Consider the following 16334-nt stretch of genomic DNA (forward strand, 5'->3'; position numbering starts at 1 on the left):
CACGCGTTCACTTTATGTAAATGATATTTCTCGATATGCCGCAATTTCAAGCTAATTCATTTTTGCAGAGGTCACGATTTTACCATTTTTGTCACAATAATAATATACAAAACAATCTGTGTACTGTATAATAAATTTGTCTAATGCATACTGTGTTAATAATCACGTAAGCATAAATCGAACCGATAATCAAGTAAAGAGAGGGGTTTTTTATTATGAAAAACAGCTTCAAGCGCTGTCTCGCAGCTGTATCTGCCGCAGCCATGATGGCAACCGCAATGCCGTTTGCAGCGAATGCGGAAGAAAATACAGCTGATAAGAACAGCATCTCGTTCTCGGGTGTATCTGCAAGCATAAACGACGCATCTCAGGGACTAAAGTATGGCGACGCCAATCTCGACGGCTATGTTACCGTCGCAGACGCAGTAGCGATACTCCAGTTCGTTGCAAATGCGGACAAGTACCAGCTCAAACCGCAGGGCAAGGATAATGCCGACGTTTACAACCGCGGTGACGGCGTAACGGCTGCTGACGCGCTTTCTATCCAGAAGTATGATGCAGGCGCAATCCGCGAACTGCCCGAGTCATACAGCCCGAAATACTCCGAGACAACAACTACTACCGAACCCACTACTACCTCCACCACTACTACAACTACCACAACTCAGCCTACTACCACAACTACGACTACCACCGAACCTACCACTACAACTACTACCACCACAACGACCACTACTACGACCACAACTACAACCACTACCACCACTACTACCACAACGACAGAGCCCACGACCACGACCACAACAACAACTCAGCCTCATCAGAACGGTATCCCCGACCTCGGAACTCCCATGAACGCGAACGCGACCATGGTATCCAACTTCAAGGCAGGTCAGGCAGGCGACTTCTTCGCTTCCGACGGCTGGACGAACGGCAAGCCGTTTGACTGCTACTGGTACAAGAGGAATGCCGAGATAAAGGGCGACCACCTCGAACTGCTCATTGACCAGAAGTGGAACGCTTCCGACGGAAATCCCGACTGGATGCCTTCTTACTCGGGCGGCGAGTTCCGCACAAATGAGTTCTATCACTACGGCTACTACGAGACCTCGATGCAGGCTATCAAGAACGACGGCGTTGTTTCTTCATTCTTCACCTACACAGGTCCCTCCGACGTAGTCAACGGACAGAAGAATCCGTGGGACGAGATCGACATCGAGATACTCGGCAAGGACACAACAAAGGTCCAGCTCAACTACTACCGCAACGGACAGGGCGGTCACGAAAAGATGATCGACCTCGGCTTCGACGCATCCGAAGCATACCACACCTACGGCTTTGACTGGCAGCCCGGCAAGATAACATGGTACATCGACGGCAGAGAAGTATGGTCTATGTCAGGCGACATTCCCGTAACTCCCAGCAAGATAATGATGAACGCATGGCCCGGCAAGACCGTTGACGACTGGCTCAGGGCTTACAACGGCAGAACACCTCTCGTCGCTCGTTATCAGTGGGTGACATACGACAAGAACGGCAAGAACGGTCAGGGTCAGCAGCAGAATCCCTGGCAGGACCCCAATCAGGGTCAGCAGCAGGATCCCAATCAGGGTCAGCAGCAGGACCCCAATCAGGGTCAGGGTCAGACTCAGTCAGGCATGAACAGAAATGCCACAATGGTTTCTGACTTCACAACAGGCAATGCAGGCGACTTCTTTGCTTCCGACGGCTGGACGAACGGCAAGCCCTTCGACTGCTGGTGGTACAAGAAGAACGCTGAGATAAAGAACGGCCTCCTCGAGCTCAAGATAGATCAGAAGTGGTCGAACGACTCCAACCCCGACTGGAACCCCAAGTATTCGGGCGGCGAGTTCCGCACAAACAAGTTCTACCACTACGGCTACTATGAGACCGAGATGAAGGCTATCAAGTGCGACGGCGTAGTATCCTCGTTCTTCACCTACACAGGTCCCTCCGACGTAGTCAACGGACAGAAGAATCCGTGGGACGAGATCGACATCGAGATACTCGGCAAGGATACAACAAAGGTCCAGCTCAACTACTACCGCAACGGACAGGGCGGTCACGAAAAGATGATCGACCTCGGCTTCGATGCTTCGCAGGACTTCCACAGATACGGCTTCAACTGGCAGCCCGGCAAGATAACCTGGTACATCGACGGCAAGGAGGTATGGTCTATGACAGGCGATATCCCCGTAACTCCCAGCAAGATAATGATGAACGCATGGCCCGGACTCACGGTAGATGACTGGCTCAAGGCTTATCCAGGCACAACGCCTCTCACTGCATATTATAAGTGGGTAACTTATAACAAGCAGTAAAATAATATACCCGAAAAAGCGAGGACGCAAGTCCTCGCTTTTCTCGTATGCGGTGTCCGCAAGCTTATGGTAATTTTTATCAACAGGTATTGCAATTATGGTAAAAATCTGATATAATGAAAGTATCATCAACGTTGGAGGTACATTATGAACAGCTACTCCCAGCAATACCTTGCTACCCACCTTTTCTCACGTCGGGAGGAGGACTTTGAATACGCCTCGTTCGACCGTGAGATAGCCTTTTACGAAAGCATATGCGCAGGCAATATCGAGCTTGTGCGCGTGTATGCAACACCCCTGTGCAGCGAGGGCTACGGCATCCTCAGTAAGGACCCGCTGCGTAACCTCAAATACCACTTCACCGTCTCTGCGGCTCTCATTGCCCGCTTCTGCATAAAGAGCGGCATGACTCCCGAGGAGGCATACAGCCTCAGCGACATATACATCATGAAGGCTGACGAGTGCAGGACAGACGAAGAAGTCCACGCCGCGCACACCGAAATGATAGAGGAATACTCGCGCCGAATGCGCCTCGTCCGCAACAGCAACATCTACTCCAAGCAGATACTGCGTGTGCTTGATTACATCAGCGAGCACCTCCACACCCGAATAATGATAAACGAAGCCGCAAAGCATCTGAACATCAGCTCCGCTTACCTGTCGCGCCTCTTCAAAGCGGAAACAGGCATGGCATTCAGCGACTACGTCAACCGCAAGAAGATAGAGGAAGCCTCGAGCCTGCTGCGCTTTTCCGAGTACACCGACCTCGAGATAAGCACACTGCTGTGTTTCAGCTCGCAGAGCTACTTCATCAAGATATTCAAGAAATACATGGGGATGACCCCGCGCGAGTACAAGAAGCGCTACCGTCTGCCCGACTTCGTAACTGACGAAGCCGCATCCGAAGAATAAAGTCACCACTTCGCATATGACGCACTGTCATTTGTGCGGTGCCGAGCAAAAAAGACGTCCGACAGGCTCACACCTTTCGGACGTCTTTGTATTATATTCAGTCCATCTCACCAAGAAGCTTCTCCGCGCTTGCGAGCTTAACGCTGATAACGAAGAGCTCGAGAGCCTTGCCGAGGTCCTCTATCGAGGGATAAGTCGGAGCTATGCGGATATTCTTGTCATCGGGGTCAATGCCGTAGGGGAAGGTCGCACCTGCGCCTGTGAGCGTAACGCCCGCCTCCTTGCAGAGCTGAACTATCCTCTTTGCACAGCCGTTGAGCGCGTTGAAGGATACGAAATATCCGCCCTTGGGCTCAGTCCACTCACCTATACCGAGCGGAGCTATCTCCTTCTCGAGCGTACTGCACACGAGCTCGAACTTGGGAGCGATTATCGCCTTGTGCTTTTTCATATGCTCCTGCATATTGGCGAAAGTACCGAAGAACTTCACATGACGGAGCTGATTCATCTTATCGTAGCTGATGATGCTGATACCGAGGAACTTCTTGAGCTCCTCGACATTCTCCCTGCTTGCGCCCATGACAGCAACGCCTGCGCCTGGGAAAGTCACCTTTGAAGTCGAGCCGAATATGTATACGATATTCTCGTTGCCGACCTTCTTGGCCTCCTCGAGGATATTGAGTATAGGCTTGGGGTCGTCTGTGAGGTGATGGATGCAGTAAGCGTTATCCCAGAAGATACGGAAGTCCTTAGCCGCAGGCTTGAGAGCGGCAAAGCGCTTTACGGTCTCGTCACTGTAGCTGATTCCGTCGGGGTTTGAGTACTGCGGAACGCACCATATGCCCTTTATGGAAGCATCTTCGCTGACGAGCTTCTCGACCATATCCATATCGGGACCCGAAGCCGTCATGGGGATATTTATCATCTCAACGCCGAAGAACTCAGTCACCTTGAAGTGTCTGTCATATCCGGGAACAGGGCAGAGGAACTTTACCTTGTCGAGCTTCGACCACGGAGTGCCGCCGAGGATACCCTTGTTGAAGGCACACTGAACGGTCCAGAACATAGCGTTAAGGCTGGAATTTCCGAAAATGATTATCTCATCGTCATGAACGCCTATCATGTCGGAAAAGAACTCCTTAGCCTCGGGGATACCGTCGAGCATACCGTAATTTCTTACGTCAACGCCGTTCTCGCTGAGGAAGTTTCCGTCATCGAACACGTCGAGCATACCCACGCTGAGCTCAAGCTGCTCCTTGCAGGGGTTGCCTCTTGCCATATTGAGAGACAGGCGCTGAGCCTTGAAGCCGTTGTAGAGAGCTTCAGTCTCGTTCTTAAAGCTGATGAGCTGTTCCTTGTTCATTTCCGATAGATTCATTTCGGGACCTCACCTTTCAAATCATACAAAATGTATGGCAGTTCAGCGCACTGACTGCCAAATAAAAGTATAACATACACTACATTTTTTTGCAAGAGACAAGATAACAAATAATACGGCTTAATTACGCATTTTTTTAGCGCTTTCAGCATATTATTTCAGGCATACGTCTATATACGGCGGTAATATGTGCGCGACGCGCGGACAGGCTTTGTGGAAATTTAATGAATTTTTCGTGTATTCATTGACTTTTATTTTCAGTTCTGTTATAATGTATCTTAGATAGATATCGGAATTGGGAAGATACTGAAAATGAGAAACGGAGGTCATAACATGAAAAAATTATTCTCATCAGCATTTTCTCTCTTAACTTCTGCCGCCCTGCTCATAGGAGCCGCCCCCCCTGCCGTATTTGCAGAGGATGACATACCGCAGTTCGTCGACATCGACGAAAGCGAGACGCTCTCGATAAGCGACCTTGACGAGCAGGCTCTCAGCGGAGGAGGGGCTGTAAACATCGGTTCAAACTACGACAATGAGAACGGCGCATACAACCTCGGCTACTACCTCGACGAAAACAACGCAGAGGTGTACCTGAAAATGATGACTCTCATAAACCCGAGCCTTGACACGCTCGTTATCACACTCCCCGAACCGCTTGTTATCGAGAGCTCATCATGGTATTTTGACATAAACACAGAAGCCGCATCAACAGCGGTGTTCAAGGCTTGCAGAAGCGGTATCGAATGCGCGTCATTCGATATCCCCGAGCTCTTCTGGCTCGACGTCAACAATTTACAGGTCGGCGTAAAATCCGTCCAGCAAAAGCGTCTCGGCTCCCGCAAGTACCAGTACACAGTCTACCAGCTGACTGTCTCACCCGCCGCCTACAGCGGATTCGCCTCGTGGGACGAGGTATTTGAATACAAGGAAAAGCTCGAGGAGACCGTAGCCAATTTTGAGGTCAACGGCAGTACACGCTACGAAAAGCTGAAGTCCATTCACGACCGGATAGCAAAATTCACCTACTACGATCTCGAGGGACAGTTTTCGGGCTCATGCCTCGGCGCGCTCTTAGTCCCCGGCGTAGTCTGCGAGGGCTACTCGAAGGCGTTCAAGCTCATCTGCGACCGCGAGGGCATCCCCTGCGTGTGCATATTCGGCAACTACGACCCCGATGAAAAGACCGCACATATGTGGAATTACGTGCAGATGGAGGACGGAAACTGGTACGGCATGGATGTCACATGGGACGATTATGACGGAAAATACGGCTATCAGATAGTATACGACTTCTTCCTCAAAGGCTCGGACAGCTTCTTCCAGGAGCACACTGAGGGCGAGGAGTATGCGCTCGCCTACTTCACCTACCCCACCATCTCCAAGACCGACTTTGACCCGACAAAGCCCATAGTTACGACAACAACTACTACAACCGGCACAACTACTACCACTACCGCCACAACAACAACGATAACTACAACAGTCACCGAATCGACCACAGCCGCACCGACTACTACATCTGCCGTATCCTCCACCACTTCAACTTCCACCGCCACTACTACCGCAACGTCCACCACGGCACCGACCACCGCGTCTGCAACAACTACTGCCGAGCCTGCTCCCGTGTATGAATACGGCGACGTCAATCACGACGGCACGGTCAGCGTCGCGGACCTTGTATGCTGCACCGACCACGCGCTTGGCAAAAAGCCCTCCAAATGCTATGAGGACCTGACGGACGACGGAAAGGTCGATATGTTCGACGTCATCGTGCTGAGGAAGCTTCTGACCACTACGATAACAGCAACAACGGACGGGATAAACTAAACGAAAAGGTCTGTGCTTTTAAGCACAGACCTTTTATAATGTCATTTATTCACCTTTTTCGCCGAAGATCTTATCGGGCGATGTAAGAGTCAGATTCTGGACATGGCCGCATTTCGGGCACGCCTCGCAGTGGATAGTGCTGCGCTGAGGGTCAGTCTTATACTCCTCGCCGAAGGGATAGAACAGAACGTCATGCGGAGTAGCTGTAAAGAGTTTGCCGCTGATGAGCTTTGTCCCGCACAATTCACACGTATTCTTTTTCATGATTTGCTCCTTTATCTTTATGAAAATCCCTCCGACACACAGTCGGAGGGACACGTTTTTACTTGTAAGACGCGGTCATCAGACCTCGTTTACCTTTCTCTTTACGTAAGAGGTGTGAAGGACCTCATGAGCCTTGTGGCTGCCGGGCTTCTCGAAGAACTCCTCGTAAACCTTCTTGATAGCGGGATTCTCGTGCGACTGACGGAGAGGCATCTCCTTGTCGAGGTTGTAGAGGACCTTAGCTCTTTCAGCTCTGATGTCAACGAAGTATCTGATACCCATGGGAACCTGAGGCTGACCGCCGCCGTTTACACAACCGCCGGGACAAGCCATAACTTCGATGAACTGAGCGTCGCACTTGCCTGCTCTGATATCGTCGAGCACCTTGCGAGCGTTGGAAAGTCCGCTTGTAACGATCACCTTGACGTCGAGGTCGCCTACCTTGTAGGTAGCTTCCTTGATAGCATCAGTACCGCGGACCTCGGGGATATCAATAAGATTATCACCTGTGAGAGTATTGTAAGCTGTTCTGAGAGCAGCCTCCATAACACCGCCTGTTGCGCCGAAGATAACGCCTGCACCTGTCGAGATACCGAGCGGATCGTCGAACTTCTCATCGGGAAGACCGAGGAAGTTGATACCTGCGCGCTCTATCATTCTGCCGAGCTCACGTGTAGTGAGAGCGAAATCAACATCGGGAACGCCTGCTGCGCTCTGGTCGGGTCTGCCGATCTCGAACTTCTTAGCAGTACAAGGCATGATAGAAACCATAACGATGTTCTTGGGATCAAGACCCATCTTCTCTGCCCAGTATGTCTTGGCTGTAGCGCCGAACATCTGCTGAGGCGACTTGCAGGTCGAGAGGTGGTCGAGAAGGTCGGGGTAGTAGTGCTCGCAGAACTTGACCCATCCGGGTGAGCACGAAGTTATCATAGGAAGTGTGCCGCCTGTAGTAACGCGCTCGATGAACTCGTTAGCCTCCTCCATGATAGTGAGGTCAGCAGCGAAGTCGGTATCGAATACCTTATCGAAGCCGAGTCTGCGGAGAGCAGCAGCCATCTTGCCCTCAACGTTCGTACCTATCGGGAGACCGAATGCCTCACCGAGACCTGCACGAACTGCGGGAGCAGTCTGAACGATAACAGTCTTCTCGGGGTCTGCGATAGCAGCCATAACATCCTTTGTGAAGTCCTTCTCACTGATAGCGCCGACAGGGCATACAGCGATACACTGACCGCAGGATACGCAGCTTGTCTCGCCGAGTCCCATATCGAAAGCAGAGCCGATATATGTCTTGAATCCGCGCTCGTTTGCGCCGATAACGCCGATACCCTGTGTCTTGGAGCAGACAGCCACGCAGCGGCGGCAGAGGATACACTTGTTGTTATCGCGGTACATATGTGCAGCGGAATCATCTATCTCGTAGTGCTCGTTGACGCCGTCGTACTTGGTAGCGTCGTCGATGCCGTAGTCCTTGCAGAGCTTCTGGAGCTCGCAGTTGCCGCTTCTTACGCAGGAGAGGCACTTTCTGTCGTGAGTCGAGAGAATGAGCTCGAGAGTCTTCTTGCGCGACTCTATTACCTTGGGAGAGTTGGTAACTATCTCCATATTGGGCGAGCAGGGATAAACGCAGCCCGCTACAAGGCGGAAACCTCTTCCCTCGTTCACCTCAGTAACGCAGATACGGCAAGCACCGATCTCGTTGATCTCTTTCATATAGCAAAGTGTGGGGATCTCAAAACCTGCGGTATGAGCAGCCTCAAGAACAGTAGTACCCTTGGGGACGGAGATCTCAACACCATTAACTTTAACTGTGATATTTTCCATTGATTATTCCTCCGCTTACTTCTTGATGATTGCCTTGAACTTACAGGTTGCGATACAAGCGCCGCACTTAACGCACTTGGACTTGTCTATCTCCATTGCAGCGAGCTTCTTGCCGGGAGCAATGTAATCGGTTCTTGAGATAGCGGAAGCAGGACACTGCTTAGCACACATACCACAGCCGATACACTTATCCTTCTCGATCTCGAAGCTGAGGAGGTCCTTACATACGCCTGCGGGACACTTCTTATCAACAACGTGGGCAATGTATTCATCCCTGAAGCACTTGAGAGTTGAAAGTACAGGGTTGGGAGCAGTCTGTCCGAGACCGCAGAGAGAGTTGCTCTTTACGTGGAGAGCGAGCTCTTCGAGGGTATCGAGGTCCTCAAGAGTTCCCTTGCCCTTTGTGATCTTGTCGAGTATCTCCCACATTCTCTTAGTACCGATACGGCAGGGAGTACACTTACCGCACGACTCGTCAACAGTGAACTCGAGGAAGAACTTGGCGATATCTACCATACAGTTGTCCTCGTCCATAACGATAAGTCCGCCCGAACCCATCATCGAGCCGATGCTGATGAGGTTATCGTAGTCGATCGGGATATCGAAGTGCTCTGCGGGGATACATCCGCCGGAAGGACCGCCTGTCTGAGCAGCCTTGAACTTCTTGCCGTTGGGGATACCGCCGCCTATCTCCTCGATAACTTCGCGGAGAGTAGTACCCATAGGTATCTCAACGAGACCTGTGTTCTTTATCTTACCGCCGAGAGCGAATACCTTTGTACCCTTTGACTTCTCGGTACCCATTGATGCGAACCACTCCGCACCGTTGAGGATGATCTGGGGGATATTTGCATATGTCTCAACATTGTTGAGGATAGTGGGCTTCTGGAAGAGACCTTTTTCAGCAGGGAAAGGAGGTCTCGGACGGGGCTCGCCGCGGTTGCCCTCGATAGAGGTCATAAGAGCGGTCTCCTCGCCGCATACGAACGCACCTGCGCCGAGGCGGAGGTCGATGTCGAACTTGAAGCCTGTGCCGAAGATGTCATCGCCGAGCATACCTGCCTCACGAGCCTGCTTGATAGCGATGTTGAGACGCTCAACAGCGATGGGGTACTCGGCACGAACGTAGATATAACCCTGTGTAGCGCCGATAGCATAACCTGCAATGGTCATAGCCTCGAGTACAACGTGGGGGTCGCCCTCAAGAACGGAACGGTCCATGAATGCGCCCGGGTCGCCCTCGTCAGCGTTACAGCAGACATACTTCTGGTCAGCATTGGGAACGATATTTCTTGCGAGCTTCCACTTCATGCCTGTGGGGAAGCCGCCGCCGCCTCTTCCGCGGAGACCCGAATCGAGGATAGTCTGGATAACGTCCTCGGGAGTCATCTCTGTAAGCACCTTGCCGAGAGCCTTATAACCGTCTCTGCCTATGTACTCATTGATGTTCTCGGGATTGATAACGCCGCAGTTTCTGAGAGCAACACGGTGCTGCTTCTTGTAGAATGCAGTATCATCAAGAGCCTTTATCTCATCGCCTGCAACAGTCTCCTCATAGAGGAACTCCTTGACGGGGTTGCCCTCAACGAGGTGCTCCTTGACGATGCGGGGGATCTCGTCTACCTTAACGCGCGAGTAGAACGAACCCTCGGGGTAAACGATCATGATGGGACCTCTTTCGCAGAGACCGAAGCATCCTGTCTTGACTATCTGCACCTTCTCGGTGAGTCCGTTGGAAGCAAGCTCATTCTCGAGGGCCTCGATGATCTTGGGAGAGCCCGAAGAAGTACAGCCTGTACCGCCGCAGACGAGTACGTGTCTTTCATATTTTGAAGAAGCGTTGCCATGAGTTCTGAGAGCGACCTCGCCCTCCATAGATTCTCTGACAGCCTTGAGTTCTTCAAGAGTCTTCATATATTTTCCTCCTATAATGTTATCGTTTATGCTGTATACTTAGCGAGTATCTTATCAACGTCATCAACAGTGAGACGGCCGTAAACGTCCTCATTTACGGTGAGAACGGGAGCAAGTCCGCAGGCGCCTATGCAGCGGCAGGCATCGAGAGAGAACTTGCCGTCGGGAGTACATTCGCCGCCGGAGATGCCGAGCTTCTCCTGAAGCTTGTTGTAGATGTCTCCCGAGCCCTTAACATAGCAGGCTGTACCGAGACAAACCGAGATAGTGTACTCTCCCTTGGGATAAAGCGAGAACTGAGCATAGAAGGTAACAACGCCGTAGATCTTCTCGAGGGGGATACCTGTCTTATCGGAAATAATGGTCTGGACCTCGATGGGGAGATAGCCGTATATCTCCTGAGCCTTCTGAAGGATAGGCATCAGAGCACCCTGAGTGTCCTTTTTCTCTTCAATAACAGCTAAAAGCTGAGCCTCCTGTTCGGGAGTGCCCTTGAAGGGAACAGTGGATTTAGATGAATTCATTGTTGATGAACCTCCTTAATAAATTCTGTGAAATAAATAACAAACCGTTTGCCGACGGAAATATTATGACTCACATATCATAATGTATTATAACATATAATAAATAAAATTTCTATCGCCAAATTAGCCTAATTAGCCTCCGAATCATTGTACGTTTTTAACAAAAACGCGCAAGATAAATATGTTAGTATTACATAACATTTACAGTTGTCAAGGTTATACTTTTACCAATATTTCGTTAATTTCAGCCCTTTAAAGCAAATGTGAATATTTAGGGAACAAACTGAAAATATCATATATTTTTATACAATAAAAACCGTGCCTGCTATTGACATTTACTATATGAAATGATATACTTATTACAATAAATATTCATATATCGGAGGGATGGATATGCCTTACATCATAGATCGCGAGACATCAATGGAATTTATGCACAATTACACACTGCTGAAGCGTGTCAAGCGCATAAACGGCATTGCCTTCTTCACGTATCTGATAGGCGGATTAATGATAATGGCTTACTCTCTCGTGAGCATGGTCGGGCTCAGCTGGGACTGGATAGCAATGTACACGGGCATACCGCTTATGTCGTATATATCGTTCATTCTGATAATCGACACGTTTATAGTCGCGCCGCTTTCGTTTTACCTGACATACCGTGTCAGCATACTTCACCACTCCCTCTCGGGACTGATAGTTCTCCCGCTTCAGGTCGCGAATTACGGTCTGATGATATGGCTCAACATCATCCACTTCTTTGACCGCATACCGATAGCGTTCACCATAGTTTCGTTATATTGCCTCGCCTGCATCTTCACGGGAGCCGCGAATATGTGGGCAGTTATCAGGTACCACTGGCTGGAGGATCAGGAGGGATTCCCGCAGTTCAACCCACGCTATGAGGAATACAAGGAAAACAGGCGTGAACGTGAGATAATGGACCCGTATCAGCTCAGGATGCAGCAGATACAAAAACGCTCATCAGGCGAAATGACTGAGCTCGGCGCCACGCAGGACGAGCTCGAGAAGTACGAAAAAGTCCACATTCCGAGTGAAATGGACAGCATATGAACGCAGGTGCGGCACAGCAAAAGCTGTGCCGCGCTTCATTTTACAAATTTACATAAAGTTCAAAAACGATGTTCCACTAATTTCATTGACAAATGTATACGATTATTGTATATTTATTTTGTAGAGTACTCGATTTTTGCCGCCTTACGTCTGTTTTGCACTGCGGACGAAAGGAAGCTGTATCGAAAAAAGGGAGGGTATGCTTTGAATATTCCGAATGACCCCGCTATTCTTCTCAGCTACATAAATACAAAGCTGAGAGATGAATACCCGAGCTTCGACGAGCTGTGCAGGAGCCTTGACCTGCCTGCCGAAGATATTGCCGAAAAACTTGCAAAAATAGGCTATTCCTACAACAAAGAAAGAAATTGTTTCGCCTGACGCTATGCGTCGGACAGGAGGAAAAAATGAAAAAATCACATCGCAGACCGATCGCCGTCATTCTGGCGGCAGCAGTCTCTCTGAGCACGTTCGGAGGCTTGTTCACAGCTTCCGCAGCCGATGACGAGGGCAAAAAGGAAATAAAACTCATTTACGAGATAGACGAGGACGCGACTGCGGGCAAGACCACAGACCTCTCGCTGTTCGAGCCTTCGACCACCGATGAAGCACACACCAACGTCCCCGCGGGCAACTTCACAAAGAAGGGCTATATCTTCTCGGGCTGGACATACGACGGAGTAGTCGGCTATTCCTCGGGACAGTTCGTAGACCTCCCCGCAGACGCCGATGAGGTCGTATTCCATATGTGCTGGATAGACCCCACGCAGGAAAAGCACACCGTAAAGTACGTGCTCGAGCGCGACGGCATGACCTTCGAGAACCCAGAGTGGCTCGAAGATGAATCATATTCCCCCAACGAGGTATTCACTCCGAACGATACTACGGTATTCGTAGAGAAGGAGACCGAGAACGGCACACTCAAATACGTGAGCAAATGGCTGACAGACGGAGAGAGGGTATACAGCTACGCAACACAGCTCGTTATGCCCGACCACGACATCGTCCTCTACCCCATCCTCTACAGGAAGATACAGCTGACATACTTCGCAGGCGACGTTGACAGACTCAACGGCAACAGCGAATTCTCATTTGAAAAGACCGAAGGCACATCCGACGAACTCGCAGGCAAAGACCGCTTCTCACGCAGGGGCTTCACCCTCACGGGCTGGGAATCGAGTGCAGACGGCAAAATCTACAAGCCCACCGAGACAGTTGTAATGCCTGGCGAGGACGTTACGTTCACAGCCGTATGGCAGCCCGTAGAGTACAAGGTCGTATTCAATCCAGGCAACGGCGGTACGGTCATAAAGATACCCGCCGAGACCGATACCGTCATCACCTGCCCCGCCCCCGAAATCACCGTTGACGGCAAGCACTTCGCAGGCTGGAAGTCCAATGACGACGGCAAAATCTATCAGATAGGCGACGAGTACAAGGTGCTCGGAGCAGTCCCCGGAATGGGCATCAGCTTCAAGGCTGTATGGGAGGACGGCGACGCTCCCGAGGTAACAACGACAACTTTCTCCTCTACTACTTCTGCAACCACAACATCTGCAACAACATCTTCCGCATCAACATCCGTCACAACTTCAACTGCGACCGCAACAACAGTCGCAACTTTCATTCCCGAGGATATCATCAGCGGCGACGCCAACTGCGACAAGAAGGTATCCGTAGCTGATTCGGTAGCGATACTCCAGCATATCGGCAACCACGACAAGTATGGGCTGTCGGAGCTCGGAATGGTCAACGGAGATGTAGACGGAGAGGCAGGCATCACAGCCAACGACGCTCTGACCATCCAGAAATACGACGCAAAGGTAATAACGGAATTCCCCGCCAAATAACAAAGTACCCCCGCCGTAAGGGCTGTACGCACACAGAAGCAATGCGGAGTATTTATTGAGGGAAACCCTTTTGAAAAAGGGTTCTCCCTCAAACTCCCTTCCTAAAACTTTCAATTTAAATTTTGCCCCTATGGGGTACTCTCCTGATATGAAAAGAGTAAGTCTTTCTTTTCAATGAGAGTACCCCATAGGGGCAAAATTTGGACTAAAAGTCTTTGGAAAGGGGTTCGGGGGAGAACCTTTCTTCAGAAAGGTTTCCCCCGATATATGTCCCGTATTGCTTCTGTATGCGTACGCCCCTTAAGGCGGGGATTTACTTTACTTATTTCGCCTCCATAGCGCGGCGGGAGTTCTTTTTTTCTTTTTTGACCTCATACATCAGAGCATCAGCCTGCTTGATGATGCTGTAGAGTGTCTCTTCCTCGGCAGGGACTTTAATGATACTGCCGACGCTTGCAGAGAGCGTATACGGCTTGCAGATGATATTGTTTATGCTTTCGAGCTTGGCATTGAGGCGTCTTTCCAGCGCGGCATCATCGCCGTCAGCAGCCTTCTGCTGGAAGACAACGAATTCATCGCCGCCGAAGCGCGCGCAAATGCTGTCGCTTTTCAGGCACTCCTTGATAACGTCCGCGAGGCGCTGGATCGCGAAGTCGCCCTCATTGTGACCGTAGTTGTCGTTGATGAACTTCAGCCCGTCCATATCAATGAACGTGAGCATTATCTTGCGTTTTCTCATAACGCTTGTCCTGAACATATCATCAGCCAGCTTGATGAAGCCGTTTCTGTTGTACACATTGCAGAGCGGGTCGATTACGTAGAGCCTGTTGAGCTCCTCCATAGCCTTGTTGATATGCGACAGCTTCCTCAGATTCTCGAGCGAGTTGCTGATATTCATAGAGAATGTATGGCACAGGAGGTTTGTTATCGGGAAGTCGCCGTTTGTAATTATGAAGTATCCGAGCACTCTCTCCTTGAAGTGTATAGGGAGAAAATAGCTGATATTTCCGCCTGTTTCGAGGGGCTCGGGGTACATCTGACTGCACGGGAAATACTCTATCGACATAGTCTCGCCCTTGTCCCAGATGAGCGGAGCGCACATCTCGCAGTCAAGGCCTATATTCGCAGCAGTGTTTGTGAACGCCTCCTGCCAGTCATCCTTGAGGCACAGAGCGAACCGCTCGCAGTCTATCTCGGAAACGAAGTCCCTGATGACCGCGAAGGTATCGTCGGTATTCTCGGTCTCGGCAAGTCTTGCGGAGAGTATATTCAGCTTGTGAACGTTATCGTTGCTGTCCTCTATCTTGTTGTAGGTGCGCTTGCGGTACTCACTGAACTCGCTCACACCGCCGAGGCTGTTGTTGCTGCATCCGCAGCTCTCGGTGAAAACGCACTCAGCCTCCATGTGCTCTATCTCGGGCTCCTTGCCGTTGACGATATCGAAGAGAGCACTGCAGGCCGCACTTCCCGCACGGGCAAGAGGACGTCCCACAGACGTGAGTGCGGGGCAGTAATTTCTCGCACTGTAGGTATTATCAAAGCCTGTGACTATGACGTCGAGCGGCACACAGAATCCATACTTCTCGAGCGTGCTGACAGCCGTCAGAGCCATAGCGTCGTTAGCGCAGATAAAAGCATCGGGGAGAGCAAGTCCCGACTCCATATACTGCTCGATAGCAGCCTTGCCGTCGTATGGGCGGAACTCACCGTAGAAAATGCGTCCCTCCTCGACGGACAGACCATTCTCCGCCATGACTTCGCGGAAAGCATTGAGGCGGTCAACAGCCTCAGGGTTAGACATAGGACCCGATATGTAGTTCAGCACCTTGGCGCCGTGCTCAAGGATGACATGGCGGACCATATTGCGCATGGCAGCGGTGTTGTCGATGCTGATATTGATGAATTCGGGATAATCGGCGCAGTCAAACACCACAGCAGGCAGCTTTGCCGCCTTGACGCTGCTTATTATCTTCTCCCTGACCACCATATCGTTGATACAGTTGGTCATGAGGATAACGCCGTCGAAATACTCGAGGTTAGCGACGTCGTACATACTGTACTCGCCTATATCGAATATCTTACTGTCGAGCATACCCCCATATGCAGCGAAGTACGTCACGTTTACCCTATTACGCTTTGCAAAATCATTTATACCCGTGATGATGTTGTTCTGGTACTCTTCATCGAGACCCGCAACAAACACGGCAATATTAACTATTTTTCCCATATTTTTCTCCTTTTACCAGAAAAGTATAATACTTATATGTAAATTATAGCACTTTTTACTCAATAATAAAAGGGCAAAATATGAATTAAAGCAATTTCGTGATACTGCACACACAAAGACGCCTTTTTTTGGTGATTTCGCATATCTCTGCACTCTTTACTTTTTGGCTTTTTTGTGTTAAAATGGTTTTAT

General features: G+C 50.4%; 12 protein-coding genes. 6 read left to right on the forward strand and 6 right to left on the reverse strand.

Annotated elements, in window-relative coordinates; genetic code table 11:
• The first annotated feature begins 215 nt into the window (after positions 1–215).
• Both BMX22_RS17045 and BMX22_RS04285 read left to right on the forward strand, forming a co-directional pair.
• Complete coding sequence (locus BMX22_RS17045) at positions 216–2342, forward strand: family 16 glycosylhydrolase (RefSeq protein ID WP_413777953.1); 2127 nt, start codon at positions 216–218, stop codon at positions 2340–2342.
• 147 nt (positions 2343–2489) lie between these two features.
• The gene (locus tag BMX22_RS04285; protein ID WP_074740985.1) at positions 2490–3254 is read left to right on the forward strand and encodes an AraC family transcriptional regulator; all 765 of its coding nucleotides are present in this window, start codon (positions 2490–2492) and stop codon (positions 3252–3254) included.
• 97 nt (positions 3255–3351) lie between these two features.
• On the opposite strand, the gene BMX22_RS04290 is transcribed toward BMX22_RS04285, so the two are convergent.
• Positions 3352–4632, reverse strand: a complete 1281-nt coding sequence (locus tag BMX22_RS04290) for an aminotransferase class I/II-fold pyridoxal phosphate-dependent enzyme (RefSeq protein WP_074740986.1) — start codon at positions 4630–4632, stop codon at positions 3352–3354.
• A gap of 333 nt (positions 4633–4965) precedes the next feature.
• Between BMX22_RS04290 and BMX22_RS15800 the strand changes: the two genes are divergently transcribed.
• Positions 4966–6462: a dockerin type I repeat-containing protein gene (locus tag BMX22_RS15800; protein ID WP_177172967.1), complete on the forward strand. Its 1497-nt coding sequence runs from the start codon at positions 4966–4968 to the stop codon at positions 6460–6462.
• A gap of 45 nt (positions 6463–6507) precedes the next feature.
• Here BMX22_RS15800 and BMX22_RS04305 read toward each other — a convergent pair whose 3' ends face one another.
• The 4 genes from BMX22_RS04305 to BMX22_RS04320 all read right to left on the reverse strand — a co-directional run bounded on the left by BMX22_RS04305 (position 6508) and on the right by BMX22_RS04320 (position 10991).
• A complete protein-coding gene (locus BMX22_RS04305) occupies positions 6508–6726 on the reverse strand; it encodes a hypothetical protein (protein ID WP_074740988.1) in 219 nt (72 codons plus the stop codon).
• Positions 6727–6804: 78 nt separating this feature from the next.
• Positions 6805–8553 (reverse strand): NADH-dependent [FeFe] hydrogenase, group A6, encoded by a 1749-nt coding sequence (locus BMX22_RS04310; RefSeq protein ID WP_074740990.1) that lies wholly within the window; start codon positions 8551–8553, stop codon positions 6805–6807.
• 15 nt (positions 8554–8568) lie between these two features.
• A complete protein-coding gene (locus BMX22_RS04315) occupies positions 8569–10428 on the reverse strand; it encodes an NADH-quinone oxidoreductase subunit NuoF (protein ID WP_074741337.1) in 1860 nt (619 codons plus the stop codon).
• A 65-nt stretch (positions 10429–10493) separates the two neighbouring features.
• On the reverse strand, positions 10494–10991 hold the full coding sequence (locus BMX22_RS04320; RefSeq protein WP_074740992.1) for a complex I 24 kDa subunit family protein: 498 nt from the start codon (positions 10989–10991) through the stop codon (positions 10494–10496).
• Between the two features lie 393 nt (positions 10992–11384).
• Between BMX22_RS04320 and BMX22_RS04325 the strand changes: the two genes are divergently transcribed.
• From BMX22_RS04325 to BMX22_RS04335, 3 genes are all read left to right on the forward strand, one after another.
• Complete coding sequence (locus BMX22_RS04325) at positions 11385–12065, forward strand: hypothetical protein (protein WP_074740994.1); 681 nt, start codon at positions 11385–11387, stop codon at positions 12063–12065.
• Between the two features lie 204 nt (positions 12066–12269).
• On the forward strand, positions 12270–12446 hold the full coding sequence (locus BMX22_RS04330; protein ID WP_177172968.1) for a DUF4250 domain-containing protein: 177 nt from the start codon (positions 12270–12272) through the stop codon (positions 12444–12446).
• Between the two features lie 26 nt (positions 12447–12472).
• On the forward strand, positions 12473–13915 hold the full coding sequence (locus BMX22_RS04335) for an InlB B-repeat-containing protein (RefSeq protein ID WP_074740996.1): 1443 nt from the start codon (positions 12473–12475) through the stop codon (positions 13913–13915).
• Between the two features lie 322 nt (positions 13916–14237).
• Here BMX22_RS04335 and BMX22_RS04340 read toward each other — a convergent pair whose 3' ends face one another.
• On the reverse strand, positions 14238–16142 hold the full coding sequence (locus tag BMX22_RS04340) for a diguanylate cyclase (protein ID WP_074740998.1): 1905 nt from the start codon (positions 16140–16142) through the stop codon (positions 14238–14240).
• Between the last annotated feature and the right edge of the window lie 192 nt (positions 16143–16334).

Origin of the sequence: Ruminococcus sp. YRD2003 (assembly GCA_900109435.1) — a bacterium.
Taxonomy (GTDB): domain Bacteria; phylum Bacillota; class Clostridia; order Oscillospirales; family Ruminococcaceae; genus Ruminococcus; species Ruminococcus flavefaciens_G.

Excerpts from the sequence above, each read along its gene's own strand:
- BMX22_RS15800 (WP_177172967.1), top strand. The coding sequence starts at position 4,966 with ATGAAAAAATTATTCTCATCAGCATTTTCTCTCTTAACTTCTGCCGCC.
- BMX22_RS04310 (WP_074740990.1), bottom strand. The coding sequence starts at position 8,553 with ATGGAAAATATCACAGTTAAAGTTAATGGTGTTGAGATCTCCGTCCCC.
- BMX22_RS04335 (WP_074740996.1), top strand. The coding sequence starts at position 12,473 with ATGAAAAAATCACATCGCAGACCGATCGCCGTCATTCTGGCGGCAGCA.
- BMX22_RS04340 (WP_074740998.1), bottom strand. The coding sequence starts at position 16,142 with ATGGGAAAAATAGTTAATATTGCCGTGTTTGTTGCGGGTCTCGATGAA.
- BMX22_RS04305 (WP_074740988.1), bottom strand. The coding sequence starts at position 6,726 with ATGAAAAAGAATACGTGTGAATTGTGCGGGACAAAGCTCATCAGCGGC.
- BMX22_RS04315 (WP_074741337.1), bottom strand. The coding sequence starts at position 10,428 with ATGGAGGGCGAGGTCGCTCTCAGAACTCATGGCAACGCTTCTTCAAAA.
- BMX22_RS04285 (WP_074740985.1), top strand. The coding sequence starts at position 2,490 with ATGAACAGCTACTCCCAGCAATACCTTGCTACCCACCTTTTCTCACGT.
- BMX22_RS04320 (WP_074740992.1), bottom strand. The coding sequence starts at position 10,991 with ATGAATTCATCTAAATCCACTGTTCCCTTCAAGGGCACTCCCGAACAG.
- BMX22_RS04325 (WP_074740994.1), top strand. The coding sequence starts at position 11,385 with ATGCCTTACATCATAGATCGCGAGACATCAATGGAATTTATGCACAAT.
- BMX22_RS04290 (WP_074740986.1), bottom strand. The coding sequence starts at position 4,632 with ATGAATCTATCGGAAATGAACAAGGAACAGCTCATCAGCTTTAAGAAC.
- BMX22_RS17045 (WP_413777953.1), top strand. The coding sequence starts at position 216 with ATGAAAAACAGCTTCAAGCGCTGTCTCGCAGCTGTATCTGCCGCAGCC.